The sequence below is a fragment of the Lactobacillus kitasatonis DSM 16761 = JCM 1039 genome (assembly GCF_000615285.1).
Lineage (GTDB): Bacteria > Bacillota > Bacilli > Lactobacillales > Lactobacillaceae > Lactobacillus > Lactobacillus kitasatonis.
In genome coordinates this window covers 1-15,010 of record NZ_BALU01000003.1, presented here as the reverse complement: position 1 = coordinate 15,010, position 15,010 = coordinate 1, and the positions used below count along the sequence as shown (strand labels likewise).

The window sequence follows — 15,010 nt, the reverse complement described above, 5'->3', positions numbered from 1 at the left end:
CATATGCCATTTTATGGTTTTTATGATGTGAGAACAAGTCAAATATTGATATTTAAAAAGAACGTTATTGACTCATTTTAATTGCCAAATCTTCAGTTTTAGCCTATGCTGAAAGCGATTACTAATTATACAGGAGGCTTAGAATTATGAAAATTGCAATTGCTGGAGCCGGCGCAATGGGTTCAAAATTCGGCTGGCATTTAAAGAAAGCTGGAAATGACGTTACTTTAATCGATACTTGGGACAGAAACATTGTCGCCATCCGTGAAAATGGCGTGGTCGCTAGAGTTAAGGACGAAGAAATTGCAGAAAAGATGCCAATTTACAGTCCTAAAGAAATCGATGAGCAACACGAAAGTGTTGATTTGTTAATCGTCTTTACCAAGTCAATGCAGTTAGAAAATATGTTAAACAGTCTGAAGCCAATCATTAGCAAAGATACTTATGTGCTCTGCTTGCTTAATGGCTTAGGTCACGAAGATGTGCTAGAGAGATTTGTCACTCGCGATCACATCATTATGGGTGTCACAATGTGGGCATCAATGATGACGGCTCCTGGCCACATTACTTTCGCCAATGACAATGGTAACGTCGAAATCCAATGCCTTGATCTAAAAGGTAAAGACGAGACGCAAAAGATCGTTAAGATTTTGACTGATGCTGGTTTGAATGCTAGTTACAGTGAAAACGTCATGTACTCTATCTGGCGTAAAGCTTGTGTTAACGGCGTGGTTAATGCTCTTTGTGCTTTGCTTGATGCTGACTGCAAGCAATTTGGTCACACTAAGGAAGCTGACGAGTTGACTAGAAATATCGTACAAGAATTTGCGGATGTTGCTCAATACGAGGGCGTCAACTTGGATCGCAAAGAAGTTATTGAACACGTTGAAAGTTTGTTTGATACGCCACACTATCCTTCAATGCATCAGGATTTGGTTCAAAACAATCGTCCAACTGAGATCGACTATATTGACGGTGCCGTTTGGCGCAAGGGCTTGAAGCATAGTGTTGCCACTCCATACTGTGCTTTCATTACATGTTTGATCCATGCTAAGGAAGATATTTTAAAGGTTAAATAATTCTAACAAAATATGATTTAAAAGCACTATTAGTTATTTTTTGTATAGCTAGTGGTGCTTTATTTGTATGATCTAGTATTTATATATTCCACATTAATTAATAGAAATTGTTATTTTTACAATAATTAATATTATAATGAAAGCGGATATAATAATATAATTAGCTTTGACTTATTTATATTTAGCCATCTCATATGTAAGGAGATGATCATGATGATTGAACAGCAACAAAAGAAACAAGCTAAGAAAATGCTTTGGATTACATTGGCAATGATGGCCTTCTCCACTGTCTGAAGATTTGGTTACGTTGTTAATGGTTATGTCTACTTCGATGGTACCAAGATAATCTTTAGTTGGATCTTAATGTTCCTGCTTTACTTTATACCTTATGCATTAATGGTAGGTGAACTTGGTGCCACCTTTAAAGACTCCGAAGGTGGTGTTTCATCCTGGGTTAATGAAACCATGGGTGTTAAATGGGCCTACTACGCAGGCTGGACCTACTGGGCTTGCCACGTTGTACTGGTTCGAGCATCCCTTAGAATTAAAAGAGATGCGTTAAAAATACCGTGATTACGGCAAGACATTGAGTGTTAAAAGATCAGCTAAGATTGAATTAGGTAATTTAGAAGGTTTAGTCTTGAAATAAAATCAAAAAAGCTTGATTAGCACACACGCTAACCAAGCCTTTTTCACGTCTCAATTATTTTTCTCGTTCCTTATCAGTCAACGTCAAATCACTCTTATCAGAGATCCAACTGTACAATGGCAAATCAATCTTGCCGTTGTCGTCGATATTCTCCATAACCTTTTCCATAAAGAATTCTTGCCAGTTCTTCGTTGGCTTAACACCTGGATGATTCAATTGGGGTGTTAACCAGCCTTCAGATATTGGTCTAATTGGATTAAGACCAACAACCATACCAATTGTATAATTACAAAAGTCAAAGCTACCCTCAACGACAACCCACTTAGGGTTTTTCATCAATTCAGGTTGCAGCTTAACAAGCATTTCTGGTGGAATCTTGCCTTCAGTCACCATCATTCTGCCTTTGATTGGACCGTGCTTTTGTTCAAAGTGTTGTAAAACACCCTTCATGAACAACTTTTGACCTAACTCATCAAACTTCTTTTCATCTTTTAACATTATCAAATCTGCTTTCTTTACAAGATAAGTCCATTATACAAAAATATGAGCTAGTGACCAAGATGATACAGACGACGCGCATTTTGCACATCAACCGGTTGAATTGGTACGCCAGGATTTTCTCTCATTACAGAAGCTCTCTTGCCTTTATAATGCTTAAGACCCATTGCATGGCCTAATTCATGCTCACAAATTGCCAACGTCCATCTATTTAAAGCAAGATCAGTTTGATTTTCTGGAATATTACTATTCTGCAGCATTTTTCTCACATATGTCTTATTCAAAAATGCAGGATTCAGATTAATCACTGGATTCAATTTGCTGGCCTTACGACCAATATGCAAAGCATCGTCTTTAACAAATGTGATCCCAGGCATTGGAATATCTTTTCTCTTAAGATCAGTCACAACGACATTGGCATCTCTCTGTTGCTTAACTTGTTCAAAAGTGAAAGCGCCAGTATTGTTCCAAGCTTTCATCGCCTGTTTCATTGTTTTATACAAAAAGCTCTTAGGTTTCATTTTAAGATAAACGGTTCTAACCGGCTTCTTAATATTCTTCACCTTTAAGCTCTTAGTTTGGGCAAAAACAACATTTGCATTTCTTGCAACTAAATTTCCAGTTACTGGTGTCATCAGCAGTACAGCTGCCATAGCTTTAAGCAAAAATTTCTTTTTCATAACTGTCCCTCACATAAATAAAAAATGTACCTTAATACAACCATTAAAGCACATTTTCATTTCTATTCAATTCTATTTATTAAGCTTTTGCGTGATTTCTTTGCCATTTAGCAATCAAAGGCAAAATCAAACCTAAGCCCAACAAAACAAATGATTCAAAGACATTCAAGAAGATTGTCTGGCAGTATTCAGCTGAGCCTGTAGGTGCATCGACTTGGAAGATTGAACCAAATGCGGCAACCAAGGTCAAGAGGAAGCACCACCACCCCATGATTAAAGCATACGTCTATTCTTGATATAAACGTATTCGGCATGATACTTCTTTTCATCTTCACGAATCTTGATGAAGGCCCAGAAAATGAATGAAGTGGTGAATGGGTCGATAATACCGTTCAAGTTCAACAACTGGTTAAAGATTGAATTAATGTTTGGCAAAGTTGCTGAAGAGAACATGATGAAGGAACAAAGAAGTGTGGTCAACCAATAACCATGAATTGGCAAACCATTTTTATCCTTCTTAGTTAAACCATTAGGCAAGTACTTCTTAGCAGTATCTGACAGGAATTCACGTGACATACCATCAACTAGCATTGCCAGCTGAGCGATCATGTAAAGTGCCTGCGTCACAATGAACAGATACAAGAAGAATTTACCTAAACCGAAGTTCTTACCCATTGCCTCAACTGGCCCAAGTTCATTAAACGCTATTATTTGTTCAACTATGGTTGCTCAAGGTGCTGCTGTATTGGCGGTTGCCGTTAAGTCAAAGAAAGCTGACATGAAGGAATTAGGTATCGCTGCTGCTATTTCAGCATTCTGCGGTGTTACTGAACCAGCTATCTACGGTATTAACTTAAGATACAAGAAAGTATTTGCTTCAGGTTGTATCGGTTCAGCATTCGGTGGTCTTGTTACTGGTTTAATGCACGGTACTATGTACGGCTTCACCGGTGGTTTGATCGGATTCTCAAGTTTCTTCAACCCAGCTCACCCAACTCAATTAAACAGTTTCTACACATTCTTAATCGCTAGTGCTGTTTCAATCGTGGTCGCCTTTATCGTAACTTGGGTATGGGGCTACAACGACAATATGACTATGGGTAAGAAAGTTGAAAAAAAGCAACGCCCAGGTACTAAGTAACAAATAATTTTCAACAAAAAAGGTAGATACATGCAAATAGCATGATATCTGCCTTTTTTAATATATTAGTCCAATTAGTGCTATCAATAGCAATCCCCCAAATAAGGCCACCTATTATGGCTATTGTTAATGCAACCCACCGATTCATTTTATCAGCAATAAGCATATCAATTAACATGTCATAAGAAGTTGCGGGATAACGAAGAATGTATCAGTCATATTCTTCAAGTGCACTAATGGCAGAAGAACAAGCATTACACTAAAAATAAGTGTGACTAGCCCTACCCACTTCCAATTAAAGCGATCAAGGAAACCAAATACAAGAAATGCTCCTAATGTGGTGAACAAGACATTACCTTTTGGGACAAAACTCGTTAGTAACGAGCAATGGGAAATTAAGCCCATTACAACCTCAATTGCTACCCCCAATAAACCTGCCAGGAAATATTCTAAAGCTAATTTATTTTCCTTTTTAAATAGAAAATATACGGCTGCAACAAAGCCAACTGCTAGCAAAATTATACTAATAAATAAAATAGCATTATACTCTTCTCGTTTTTCGTTCATCATATCATCCCCTGTAAATACATTTTTTCAAATTATACAGGATCTGATAAGAAATTTCATTGAAAATCGTATTTAAACTAATTAGAATAATCTCATCATGAAAAAACTATTTTTTACTTCGACTATTTTATTAACCGGATTGTTTTTATCAGGATGTGCACCTACACATCATCAAGTGTCCAAGACGAGTACTAAAATAGAGAAGCATCCCTCTAAAAAGCAATCCCAAAATATCACACCAAAGATTGACCTGCATAAAAAATACAAAGGCTTCAAATTAACAACCATACCAGAGCAGTACCGTGGCACCTGGTATCGCGGCGATCCTTACAGTAAAAAAGCTACTAAGTTAGTCATTACTACACACACATTTAATGGTAGTGTCACCTATCAAAAAATTGATCATAATTTAAAACTGGATCATAATTCTGAAAAGCAAAATAAAGAATACGCTGGTAATGCTGTCATGATCACAACCGATAATAATTTTTTAAAGGAGCGTGGATTCTTAGATACTGTTGATATGGTTTACAAATTAGGCAAGTTCAAAGGAGAAGATTGCCTGTTAATGAGCTATGGAACTAATCCTAAAGCCATTAACGGTGTTGCTTTCAAAGATAAACAAGCTGCACTTAAATATCGCAAATATGATTTTTCAAAAATAAAATAAAAAAAGGAACCTTCCCTGCTAAGTTAATAGCAAAATTAGGTTCCTATGTATTAATTAAATAATCGTTTTAAAATTGTATAACTTCATCAGCTTTATTGATCAGATTCGAATTATATACATGCGTTACATAAAGTATTGTTTTATTTGATAACGAGAATATTTTATCTTCACTCTTTTCTAAAGTTTCTTTATCTAATCCAGATGAAAATTCATCTAAAATAATAATTTCTTTCTTTTGCAAAAGAAGCCGTGCAAGTTCAATTCTCTTAGCTTCTCCACCTGAGACAGATTCTGAATTAATATTCTTATTTAAAGATTCTTCATTTGCCCACTTCTCTAGTTCTACAAATTTCAAAACTTCAATCAACTGATTTTTTGTTCTATTTTGATATAAAGTTAAATTATTTGCCAGAGTTGTTTCAAATATATGTCCTTGTTGAGGTAAATATCCAATTTTAGAATATAATTTTTGATCAGCAATGTTTAAAAAATCAATTTTATTAAATGTGATTTTTCCTTCATAATTTATTATCTGCTTAGTTAAAATCTTTAAAAAGGTAGTTTTGCCACTGCCACTTGGTCCTTTTATTAAATATTTTTTATTTGCAAAGATATCAAGATTTAATGAACTAAGAATTATTTTTTGCTCGTTTTTTAAAGATACATTCTTAAAACTGATTTTTTCGAATGTACCTAATTTAATTATATTATCTTCTGATTCTTCTACTGATACTTGCTTTTCAATTTTCTCAAATAGTTTTTTTCCACCAACTATCTGTGAAAACATATCTGCACAACTATAAATTGGAAATGAGATATTAATTACTAGTTGAGAAAATGCTACAACTGAAGCAATGCTCATTTGCTTATTTAAAATGAAAAAAGCTCCAATTAACCATGTACCTAAATATAAAACATTGGAAAAAGCGTGATTAAATGCTGTTGAAATATTTTGTGCTTTTAATTCCCTCTTTTGTGATTGTAAAAGCTGATTATTTTCGGTACTTTCTTGCTTATTAATTAACTTGCTACCACCATTAATTTTCCAGTCTGCAAATCCAAATAAGTAATCTGATATTTTAGTGACATAAGCATCTGTTTGCTTAATTGTCTTAAGCTTAGTATTCTCAAGAGACCTTCTAAAAATTAACGGCAATAATACATTAGGAATGCATAATACGATTGCGATAGCTGCCATAGTTGGATTTATAACAAGTGCAACAACACACGCAACAATAAATTGAATTACTAAATAGAAAGCCCAAAATATTGCATAAAAATAATTTTCATCCAGATTATCCATTTGTGCAGTCATTAATGAAACATAGTTGCTTGGATTTTGCTTATCAAATACTGATATTCGTTGATTAGTAATTCTTTTAAAGACAATCCCTCTATACAAATTAACGGCCTTTTTGGCTAAATACTCAGAATTAAACTGTTGAAAATAATATACGATACCCTGAATTAATATAAAAAATATTACTGATAATACTATTACATAGTATGGAATTCTATTAGCATCTCTTACATTACTAATAATAAATTGCAAAACTAAGGCGTCTGATACAGTAATAATCGCAAGTAATAGCGATAAGATCGCAAAAATTAGAATATGTTTGGAATATTGTTTTATAACGTATTTCATACTGCTAGTCCTTTAACATACTCATTTATATCCGTTTCTTTAGTTAACATTATTAATAAAGTCTGCTCTAATTTTTCAGATTCTATAAACGAAGTTAACTTTAAAAATTTATTTTTATTTTTTTCAGACATACATAAAGGTAGAACTGGTAATGTTTCAAAAATCATCGCAACTACTCCTTTCATGAACTAATCTAAAAGTATTCTACATGGCATTTTTTAATTCATAAAATTACTTCGCTATATCGAAATCTAATCTGCTAGCTAAAGAATTATATCCACATCTTCTAAGTAATTCTTTTAATTCTGTCATATGTTTTTGATCACTTTTTAGATAATCTAAATAATACTGTCCAACCAACTTCTTTAATCCATAAACGTCATTAGCTGGTAGTTTTTTTATTAAATCTAGAGATTCTTGAACATATGCATCTATTTTATAGATAAAAATTGCGTTAAATATGTAATTTATACAAATAGTTGAGATTCGGCGCTGAACTCTATCAGGAAATTTATTAATAGCTGAATATTCATTAATAATTTGTTTCATTCGCCTCTTCAAGATATTCGAATTCATTCTTGGCATAGAGTTTCCGAATAATATTAATGCCTCCTTATTTTTAACCCAATCACTTGATTTATACAAATAGCTACTGATTTCATCTATTGTTTTTCGATCTAATGATGCCATATGATCCTTTAATTCTGACACAATTAAGATAGCTCTATACTTTAAGCTTAATGGAGCATTTGAACTTGCAAATATTTTTCTTTTTACTTCACTTGCTTTTTTATAATTTCCATTATTAAAAGCTTGCGATATCTCCAAAGATAATTTTTCAATTGAAGTTGATTTGTATTGTAAATTAGAGAAAAACTCTTTTACATCTACATTGTTACTTTCTAAAAGTAAAATCAATTTTTCACTATCTATATCAGCTTTTTTACCATTTTTTATAGTATTATTTTCTATCTCCGAATATCGAGATACAGAAATAGGTACATCTTTTATCCACTCTCGTTGTGTTTTATTTTGAGCTAATCTTTCATTCCTCAATGCTCTACCGATATTTAACATAATATTCCTCTCGTATACTATATATGTTTTATTATTTTTAGTATGCCACTTATATTGCTTATCGGGTATAGAGTATTAAAAATAACAATAAAAAAGATCTACTAGTCAAACGATTAGTAGATCTTTCACTTTAATAGAGATACCAATTTATTTTTCCGCTCTTCCTTTTCTAAAAATCAAAGGCTCAACTAGCATATAAGCTAGCAAAACAACAAATTGAACACCAATTGCAATCATCATTACTTTAAAGTTGAACATTGCCATCAATGCTAGCCACAACAGATAGATGCAAACAATTGGTCCAACAATCTTGCTAACTTTGTCTTCCATAATTAAGTGCTTCATCATGTTTTCTGTCATAATCTATACCTCTTTTCCGCCTATATTGTATTCGCTTTCAATACAAAAAGAAAGGATTTAGAAAAGAAAATTTTTCTTTAGAAATCACGGCGAACTGGTGCCTTGTATGAATTCATGAAATCTAAAATTTCATCAAGATTTTCGCTGAAGCAGATAGCGTCAACGTATCTTTGTTCTAAGAATCCCTCATGGTGCATATGCAAAATTTGATCATGCAAACTATCATAAAAGCCATCGTAATTATAAAAAGCAACAGGCTTGGGGTTGTCACCTAAAGTGATCCAGGAAATGGCTTGGCTGATTTCTTCCAAAGTTCCAATCCCACCAGGAATAGCCATCATACTATCTGCTTCATTCATCATTTCAAGCTTGCGCTCATCCATCGTATCAACTATCTTCAAATCCGTAAGATGGTTGTTAGTTACACCGCGATCATTTAATTGATTAGTAATTATACCGTAAACTTTACCGCCATTATTTAGGATTGTATCCGACAAAACTTTCATCAATCCTACTTCAGAACCACCATATACTAGTTCAAGGTTGTTATCTACCATCCATTGGCCAACCTGAACGGCATTTTTCTTGTATTGTGACTTGGCATTTGAAGATGCACCAAGATATACAGCAAGTTTCTTGATCATAATTGTCCTCCCTATTACTTAAATCATTTTATTTTAACACAAAAAAATGTTGATATATCAATGCTAAAAGCACATATATCAACATTTTTCTTTTTTAAAATCTTCTATCTTTAATTACTTTTCAAACCAATCCCAATCGTCGCCAACAGTATGAACGCCGCTATCTTCTTCGTCTTCGCCAGAGCTAATCTTTTCTACTCCAGTAGGACGCTCAACAGTATATTCGCCACGACTGTTTTGCTTAACGATTGCTTCAAATTGAACGACGTCGCCTTTTCCAAGATTTAATTCCTTAAAGGCTTTGTTCATACGCAAAGCAATTTGCTTAACTACAACATTATCTTCATTATTAACAGTTAAATTTTGAAAAATTCCCTTACGATCATCAGGACGCAAAAAAGTTGCAGTAAAAATACGGCGTTCACCATCTGCATATTTTGCAAGTTTTTCATTATAAATATCGATCATCTTTCAAAATCCTCTTTTCCTACATTGCCTACTATAACATTCTTTTTATAGTTATTAACATTAATTTATAAAAAAGCCGCAGCAATGTACATAACATTGCTGCGACTTTAGCGAGACTTATAATGAAGAAAATAGGTTATGTAATAATCACTTCAGGAGGAAGGATTTTTATCCGGCCAACTGTTATGGTAGTCCTATTTCTTTCATTTGTTAAATCTATTCATAAATAATTACTGGTTCGTTTTTAGAAATGTTGTTCCAAACGCTTCTAATTTCACTTGGCTTAACGTTAACACAACCGTGTGAACCACCCTTTAAGTAAGCTGTCTTGCTCCAGTCAGTTCTCCAACTAGCATCGTGGAAACCACAACCACTCAAAGTAAATGGCATCCAGTAGTTAACTGGTGAAGCATAACTTGAACCATCATCATTGCTACCACGTAAAGTTGCATTTCTTTGCTTGTAGTGAATGTACCAAACACCACGAGGAGTTTGATCACTCTTGCTACCTTCCATAGTACCGGTAACGACGTCTCTCAAGTGAACCTTAAGCTTACCTTTTCTGACAAGCCATACTTCTTGTTTCTTTAATGAAACTACAGCATAGGTATTACCAATTTCATGATTTGAATAACCGTAACCATGAGCATAAGTACTGTAACCCAAACCATAAATAGCATCTGCACCATCAAAGCTAGTCTTACCTTTAGCAATAGCATCTAACAAAAGACGACGTGTCTTTTGAACATAAACGCCCCAGCCCCAAGTCTTGTTCTTAACTGTAATGGTCTTACCCTTTACCTTATTACCAGTAGGAACAGTAAACTTGTAACTTCTATGCAAAGTTGAAACTTCCTTATCAATTTGGTTTAACTTATCAGTCAACTTAGAAGTATCACCAAACTGATATTTACCATTTTGGTAAGAAACATCGTTTAAAAGCTCGCTAGCCTTTAACTTATAGGTCTTGCCATTAATCTTGTAATTAACAACTAGCTTTTTAAGACTATTCAACTTATTCTTAGCAGTTGCTAAATCTTTAGTTGTATAGCTGTAACTCTTGTTTGATGGCGTCTTAGTTTGTTGTTTCTTAAACAAACTACTAGTTTCTTGTTCATCAATTGGTTGACCAGTAGTGCTGTAGCTGTAAACTAACTTATTGTTTTTCAATCTAACTACGTTTTTAGCATTCTTATTAACCTTATCCGTAGCCTTCTTAACAGTTAATTTGCCAACCTTAACCCCATCAATTTTTACATTAGGGTTAAAGTGAGTACGTGCAAATTTTTCAGCTGCATTTTGTGTAGCAACACGATGATTATGAATGCTAAAACCGGCAATAATACTGATGATAATGACAATTCCGACCACTAAGATGATCAGATTATTTCGCTTATTTCTTTTTCTTAGATCTTCGTTCATGAATTTCTACCCTTTTTATTAATCAATAAATTTAATATAGCACCCATCAATACGTGTGTAAAATCTATTGTTTCATTAGTTTGTCTTTTTCATAATTGCCTTGATGGCATCTTTTAGAGCAAAATACAAAATTGGAGTACAAATTGCGGTAGAAATAGAGTTAATGACAGTTGCTGGCAAACTGACGAAAGCTCCAATATATGCAACTTGCAAACTTGTTCCTACCATCAATGCTTCAACGATCGACACACAATAAGTGGTAAAAATTTTTGTGACACCGGCAATGATACCAAGAATAATGATATTCTTCTTAGTATCTTTATAGTTCATCCCTTTATAAACAGCAGTTAGCACTGAAGCCACAACTACCACTTCTAACATAGTCAACCATGAAGTTGCCGCATAGCCATTAAGCAAATCGAAGCCGCCTAAACCAATAATGCCGGCAATCATCCCATTACGATAACCTAGATACAGAATAGCAACGGCAGTCAATGTATTACCGAAATGGATAAACGGGCGTCCAACCATTGCTGGTACGGGAATACGTAACACCCAAATACCAATATAAATAATCGCCGCAAATAAACCGGTAAACATCAATGATTGTAATGAATTAATATTTTTTCTCACTTTTTACACCTACTTTTTTATTTCTTGTAATAGCCAAGGCAATCCGGCCGCATAGTCAGGGCCAAATAATGTGTCTTGCTTTGTATTCATTATTGCCAATCTAATAAAGTCTGCTGCGATTGAACAACTCTTTTCTAAGTCATTTCCATGCAAAAACGCTGCTAAAAATGCGCTAGCAAACATATCGCCGGTACCAAAGAAACTACCTGGCAATTTTTCTTGAATCAGTGACCAAGTTTTACCTTCAGTCACGCCAACCTCACCGATTTTTTCTTTGGTAATTGAAATCCCAGTAATCACCACATTAGGAATCAAGAATTTTTGTACTAATTCCTCGGCAAATTCTTGTGTTTTTTCTAATGAAACTTCGGTTAGATCTTTTCCTAATAAAAACGCTGCTTCAGTAATATTTGGTGTTAGAATCGTAGCCTTAGAGATCAATTTACGCATGTTTTCTACATATTCTTCATCCAAACCACGATACATTTTGCCATGGTCTGCCATTCCTGGATCAATTAAAACCACCTGATCATTGCGTTTTACTTGATCAATATTATCAATCCAAAAATCTAGTGCATTTTTACCTAAGTAACCTAAATATAAAGCATCAAAATTTAAATTTATTTTTTGCCAATGGACAATAATTTTAGGCATCTCACTACCTAAATCAAGACAAGTATTGCCTTGAAATCCGGTATGCGTTGATAAAATTGCGGTAGGCAAAAGCGTTGGCCGCATGCCACAAGCACCAAGAATAGGCAAAGCAACTGAAGATGATACTTGCCCGGCACATGACAAGTCTTGACTAATTAAAACTCCTCCATTTTTCATTTTCTCACTCCCTCAAAGTAAAAATCCTGCTACTAGCTTATCATAAGTTAGTAGCAGGACTAAAATATATTTTACTTTGCACTAAAAGTACCAGGTTGAATGTGGTTCAAAATTTGGTAACCAATATTCTTATTTCTTGCTTCGTCGTTTTGAGTTTGATTCAAGAACATAATTAAACCATTTTGATTATCTCTAGTTAATTGAACCCAATTACCAAAGTGAGTGTTGTACAAGTTACCATATGCTGACTTAAGGTTACCTTTAATGTACATACCACCTGAATAACCGTTTGAAGGTTTAGTATCCAAGTTAGTCATGTAGTTGTACTCAGCTTGATCCAAAATCTTACCGTTAGTCAAACCAACTTGAATCTTGTAGTAATCCATTGGAGTTGAAAACAAGTTGCCGGCACCAACAAGTTGGGAAGCTTGTTGCTTTTTAACATATTGTGCCCATTGATAGTTCTTGTAATTCCAAGTATAAGAAATACCATCTGTCATACCTGAAGGAATATCTTCTAAGAAGTATGTTCTCTTTAAGCCTAATGGGTTAATAACACGTTCTTGGACATTCTGCTTGTAAGACTTACCTGTTACTTGGCGAATAATGCCCGCAAGCAAGATGTAGTTAGTATTATTATAAGAAAATTTACCTGGATTATTTTGGCTAGTAGAATTCAGTCTATTAACGACCCAGTTGATCGCATCATTTTCAGAATAGATACGACCACGGTTGACTTCAGTATCAGTAGCCTTTAGACCTGACGTGTGCGTCATCAAATTACCTACAGTAATGTTTGATGCACCCTTCAAGTTAGGATACCAGTTTGAAATCTTAGTATCTTGCGTAAATTTTCCTGCATAAATCAATTGCGTAATAATTGCTGCAGTGATTACTTTTTGCAAAGAGCACACTGGGTAAACTACCTTGCTGTTACCGGCACCAAGACGTTTACCATAATAGCCATAACCGTAACTAATTTGTTGTGGTTGTCCATTTTTGACAACTACAGTAGTGCCTCTTGCATAGTCATTGGCAATTGTTCTTCTGACAAAACTACGCATTTCAGTTTGATCATCTGCCGCATTTGCATCCTTAGATGACGTAATTGCAGCAATTGGCAATGCAGAAACAGCAGTGAACGAGATTGCTGTTTTTGTTAATAGTCTTTTTAGATTAAAATGTCTCGTTTTAGAACCCTCCAGAAATGTTACTTCTTCATAGCCTAATATTAGCATTTATTTTTTTCATTGGAGTTACAGATTATATAAATTTTTACTTATTAATAAGGATAATTATTCAAATGATCCTTCTCTGAAAGAGTTCTAATTACTTTAGCAGGTACGCCAACAGCTAATGAGTTATCAGGAATATCCTTGGTAACTACAGCTCCTGCACCAATTACACAATTATTGCCAATTTTTACACCGGCACAAACAGTAACGTTGCTTGCTAACCAGCAATTATCGCCAATAGTAATTGGAGCACCGTATTCGATATCAGCCACTTTGCCATCTTCTTGCATTCTAGGATTGCGTTGTTCAGCAAGCAAAGGATGAAGTGGTGTAGCTAAAGTAACGTTAGGACCACACATGACGTTTTTACCAATAGTGATTGGACAGGTATCAAGAATAGTTAAATTAAAGTTGGCATAGAAATTATCGCCTAATTTGGTAAAACGGCCATAATCGACTTCAATAGGTCCTTGCAAATAAACACTTTCACCATGATCTGGGAAAAGTTTATCAATAATGGCACTTCTTTCAAGTTTTTCTTCATCAGCAGTCATGTTGTAATCACGAGATAAACGGTGAGCTAAACTTGAAAATTTACCTAATTCTTCTGTATCAGGACGGTAAGGCTCACCTGCAAGCATTTTCTTAGTATTTTCTTCCATTGAGTAGTCCTCTAAACTTTCATTTTTATTTTTCTTACAATTAAATTTTCTTTATCTACATTTTATATGATAAACTCGTACTGTTGTTTAAAAATTATTTTACATCGAGGAAAATATGCGAAAGAAAAATATTACAGCTATTTGTATTGGTTTGCCAATCTTTTTAATTTTGGCAATCTCAATCATGATGCATGCAAGCTGGATCAATGGATTCGACAATTTCTTTGAACAAATCGTGCATACTATCCCTGGATTAAAGGGCTTGATGCTTAAGATTACGTTCTTAGCCGATACCAAAGTTGATCTGGTTTGGATGCTATTAATTGCAGTTATTCTATGGATTAAAAAGCAACGTCCCCTCTCGCTCAGTATCGTAGTTTCATTAATTACTGCTGATGCGTTTGGCTGGATCGTTAAGCATGTTGTTCAACGTGCTCGTCCTGCTGCCCACATGGCAGTCGACGATGGCTTCAGTTTCCCAAGCGGTCACACTTTGGGAATGTCAATCATCGTCTTTTGGTTAATGCTTATTTTGATTCCAGCATTAGTCAAAAACAGAACTGCTAGAATTTGGTTAGACGTACTTCTAGTTGTTTGGCTAATTTTAGTAATGATCTCAAGAGTTTATCTTTACGCTCACTTCCCATCAGACGTTTGCGGCTCAGTTGTACTTGGTGCAATGTGGATCGGCATTGTCGATGCGATTTGGGATAAAGTAACCCCGAGAACGTCAAAAAATAATTTCT

17 protein-coding genes and 3 pseudogenes are annotated in these 15,010 nt (G+C 34.5%); 5 read left to right on the top strand and 15 right to left on the bottom strand.

The genetic code is table 11. The features are described from left to right. Window positions 1-146: 146 nt before the first annotated feature. Entirely contained in the window at window positions 147-1,079 is a 933-nt protein-coding gene (locus tag JCM1039_RS02440) for a 2-dehydropantoate 2-reductase (protein WP_025014513.1), read from the top strand. Window positions 1,080-1,292: 213 nt separating this feature from the next. Continuing rightward, a pseudogene (locus JCM1039_RS11865) lies at window positions 1,293-1,607 on the top strand (amino acid permease); the annotation flags it as partial. Window positions 1,608-1,782: 175 nt separating this feature from the next. Here JCM1039_RS11865 and JCM1039_RS02425 read toward each other — a convergent pair. From JCM1039_RS02425 to JCM1039_RS10350, 3 genes and pseudogenes are all read right to left on the bottom strand, one after another. After that, window positions 1,783-2,226, bottom strand: a complete 444-nt coding sequence (locus tag JCM1039_RS02425; protein WP_025014511.1) for a hypothetical protein — start codon at window positions 2,224-2,226, stop codon at window positions 1,783-1,785. Window positions 2,227-2,276: 50 nt separating this feature from the next. Beyond that, window positions 2,277-2,906 carry a zinc metalloprotease gene (locus tag JCM1039_RS02420; protein ID WP_025014510.1) on the bottom strand — a complete coding sequence of 210 codons (630 nt, stop codon included), beginning with the start codon at window positions 2,904-2,906 and terminating at the stop codon, window positions 2,277-2,279. A 79-nt stretch (window positions 2,907-2,985) separates the two neighbouring features. Beyond that, a pseudogene (locus JCM1039_RS10350) lies at window positions 2,986-3,587 on the bottom strand (amino acid permease); the annotation flags it as partial. Here JCM1039_RS10350 and JCM1039_RS02405 point away from each other — a divergent pair. After that, a pseudogene (locus JCM1039_RS02405) lies at window positions 3,580-4,047 on the top strand (PTS sugar transporter subunit IIC); the annotation flags it as partial. The pseudogenes JCM1039_RS10350 and JCM1039_RS02405 sit on opposite strands and share 8 nt — an antisense overlap. A 171-nt stretch (window positions 4,048-4,218) precedes the next feature. Here JCM1039_RS02405 and JCM1039_RS02395 read toward each other — a convergent pair. Further along, the gene (locus tag JCM1039_RS02395) at window positions 4,219-4,617 is read right to left on the bottom strand and encodes a hypothetical protein (RefSeq protein ID WP_155831089.1); all 399 of its coding nucleotides are present in this window, start codon (window positions 4,615-4,617) and stop codon (window positions 4,219-4,221) included. Window positions 4,618-4,711: 94 nt separating this feature from the next. On the opposite strand from JCM1039_RS02395, the gene JCM1039_RS02390 reads away from it, so the two are divergent. Beyond that, complete coding sequence (locus tag JCM1039_RS02390) at window positions 4,712-5,284, top strand: hypothetical protein (RefSeq protein ID WP_025014506.1); 573 nt, start codon at window positions 4,712-4,714, stop codon at window positions 5,282-5,284. Between the two features lie 67 nt (window positions 5,285-5,351). Here JCM1039_RS02390 and JCM1039_RS02385 read toward each other — a convergent pair whose 3' ends face one another. The 11 genes from JCM1039_RS02385 to JCM1039_RS02335 all read right to left on the bottom strand — a co-directional run bounded on the left by JCM1039_RS02385 (window position 5,352) and on the right by JCM1039_RS02335 (window position 14,264). Continuing rightward, window positions 5,352-6,932: an ATP-binding cassette domain-containing protein gene (locus JCM1039_RS02385; RefSeq protein WP_025014505.1), complete on the bottom strand. Its 1,581-nt coding sequence runs from the start codon at window positions 6,930-6,932 to the stop codon at window positions 5,352-5,354. Beyond that, window positions 6,929-7,099, bottom strand: coding sequence for a hypothetical protein (locus JCM1039_RS12130; RefSeq protein ID WP_155831087.1), 171 nt, complete (start codon window positions 7,097-7,099; stop codon window positions 6,929-6,931). Before JCM1039_RS12130 ends, JCM1039_RS02385 begins: the two co-directional genes overlap by 4 nt. Window positions 7,100-7,163: 64 nt before the next feature. Then, window positions 7,164-8,009, bottom strand: coding sequence for a helix-turn-helix domain-containing protein (locus JCM1039_RS10345; protein ID WP_025014504.1), 846 nt, complete (start codon window positions 8,007-8,009; stop codon window positions 7,164-7,166). 147 nt (window positions 8,010-8,156) lie between these two features. Further along, complete coding sequence (locus tag JCM1039_RS02370; protein WP_025014503.1) at window positions 8,157-8,369, bottom strand: hypothetical protein; 213 nt, start codon at window positions 8,367-8,369, stop codon at window positions 8,157-8,159. 77 nt (window positions 8,370-8,446) lie between these two features. Further along, window positions 8,447-9,013, bottom strand: a complete 567-nt coding sequence (locus JCM1039_RS02365; RefSeq protein WP_025014502.1) for an LOG family protein — start codon at window positions 9,011-9,013, stop codon at window positions 8,447-8,449. Window positions 9,014-9,127: 114 nt separating this feature from the next. Next, window positions 9,128-9,481: a hypothetical protein gene (locus tag JCM1039_RS02360; RefSeq protein ID WP_025014501.1), complete on the bottom strand. Its 354-nt coding sequence runs from the start codon at window positions 9,479-9,481 to the stop codon at window positions 9,128-9,130. 216 nt (window positions 9,482-9,697) lie between these two features. Further along, window positions 9,698-10,903 carry a L,D-transpeptidase family protein gene (locus JCM1039_RS02355; RefSeq protein WP_025014500.1) on the bottom strand — a complete coding sequence of 402 codons (1,206 nt, stop codon included), beginning with the start codon at window positions 10,901-10,903 and terminating at the stop codon, window positions 9,698-9,700. 75 nt (window positions 10,904-10,978) lie between these two features. After that, entirely contained in the window at window positions 10,979-11,536 is a 558-nt protein-coding gene (locus JCM1039_RS02350; RefSeq protein ID WP_025014499.1) for an ECF transporter S component, read from the bottom strand. 9 nt (window positions 11,537-11,545) lie between these two features. Beyond that, window positions 11,546-12,367 carry a PfkB family carbohydrate kinase gene (locus JCM1039_RS02345; protein WP_025014498.1) on the bottom strand — a complete coding sequence of 274 codons (822 nt, stop codon included), beginning with the start codon at window positions 12,365-12,367 and terminating at the stop codon, window positions 11,546-11,548. A 71-nt stretch (window positions 12,368-12,438) separates the two neighbouring features. Next, window positions 12,439-13,605 (bottom strand): serine hydrolase domain-containing protein, encoded by a 1,167-nt coding sequence (locus JCM1039_RS10340; RefSeq protein ID WP_051523203.1) that lies wholly within the window; start codon window positions 13,603-13,605, stop codon window positions 12,439-12,441. Window positions 13,606-13,649: 44 nt separating this feature from the next. After that, window positions 13,650-14,264, bottom strand: coding sequence for a sugar O-acetyltransferase (locus JCM1039_RS02335; protein ID WP_025014497.1), 615 nt, complete (start codon window positions 14,262-14,264; stop codon window positions 13,650-13,652). Window positions 14,265-14,379: 115 nt separating this feature from the next. On the opposite strand from JCM1039_RS02335, the gene JCM1039_RS02330 reads away from it, so the two are divergent. Continuing rightward, the coding region (locus JCM1039_RS02330; protein WP_025014496.1) for a phosphatase PAP2 family protein at window positions 14,380-15,010 on the top strand (631 nt) is incomplete at its 3' end.

Excerpts from the sequence above, each read along its gene's own strand:
- JCM1039_RS02440 (WP_025014513.1), top strand. The coding sequence starts at position 147 with ATGAAAATTGCAATTGCTGGAGCCGGCGCAATGGGTTCAAAATTCGGC.
- JCM1039_RS02425 (WP_025014511.1), bottom strand. The coding sequence starts at position 2,226 with ATGTTAAAAGATGAAAAGAAGTTTGATGAGTTAGGTCAAAAGTTGTTC.
- JCM1039_RS02420 (WP_025014510.1), bottom strand. The coding sequence starts at position 2,906 with ATGAAAAAGAAATTTTTGCTTAAAGCTATGGCAGCTGTACTGCTGATG.
- JCM1039_RS02395 (WP_155831089.1), bottom strand. The coding sequence starts at position 4,617 with ATGATGAACGAAAAACGAGAAGAGTATAATGCTATTTTATTTATTAGT.
- JCM1039_RS02390 (WP_025014506.1), top strand. The coding sequence starts at position 4,712 with ATGAAAAAACTATTTTTTACTTCGACTATTTTATTAACCGGATTGTTT.
- JCM1039_RS02385 (WP_025014505.1), bottom strand. The coding sequence starts at position 6,932 with ATGAAATACGTTATAAAACAATATTCCAAACATATTCTAATTTTTGCG.
- JCM1039_RS12130 (WP_155831087.1), bottom strand. The coding sequence starts at position 7,099 with ATGATTTTTGAAACATTACCAGTTCTACCTTTATGTATGTCTGAAAAA.
- JCM1039_RS10345 (WP_025014504.1), bottom strand. The coding sequence starts at position 8,009 with ATGTTAAATATCGGTAGAGCATTGAGGAATGAAAGATTAGCTCAAAAT.
- JCM1039_RS02370 (WP_025014503.1), bottom strand. The coding sequence starts at position 8,369 with ATGACAGAAAACATGATGAAGCACTTAATTATGGAAGACAAAGTTAGC.
- JCM1039_RS02365 (WP_025014502.1), bottom strand. The coding sequence starts at position 9,013 with ATGATCAAGAAACTTGCTGTATATCTTGGTGCATCTTCAAATGCCAAG.
- JCM1039_RS02360 (WP_025014501.1), bottom strand. The coding sequence starts at position 9,481 with ATGATCGATATTTATAATGAAAAACTTGCAAAATATGCAGATGGTGAA.
- JCM1039_RS02355 (WP_025014500.1), bottom strand. The coding sequence starts at position 10,903 with ATGAACGAAGATCTAAGAAAAAGAAATAAGCGAAATAATCTGATCATC.
- JCM1039_RS02345 (WP_025014498.1), bottom strand. The coding sequence starts at position 12,367 with ATGAAAAATGGAGGAGTTTTAATTAGTCAAGACTTGTCATGTGCCGGG.
- JCM1039_RS10340 (WP_051523203.1), bottom strand. The coding sequence starts at position 13,605 with ATGCTAATATTAGGCTATGAAGAAGTAACATTTCTGGAGGGTTCTAAA.
- JCM1039_RS02335 (WP_025014497.1), bottom strand. The coding sequence starts at position 14,264 with ATGGAAGAAAATACTAAGAAAATGCTTGCAGGTGAGCCTTACCGTCCT.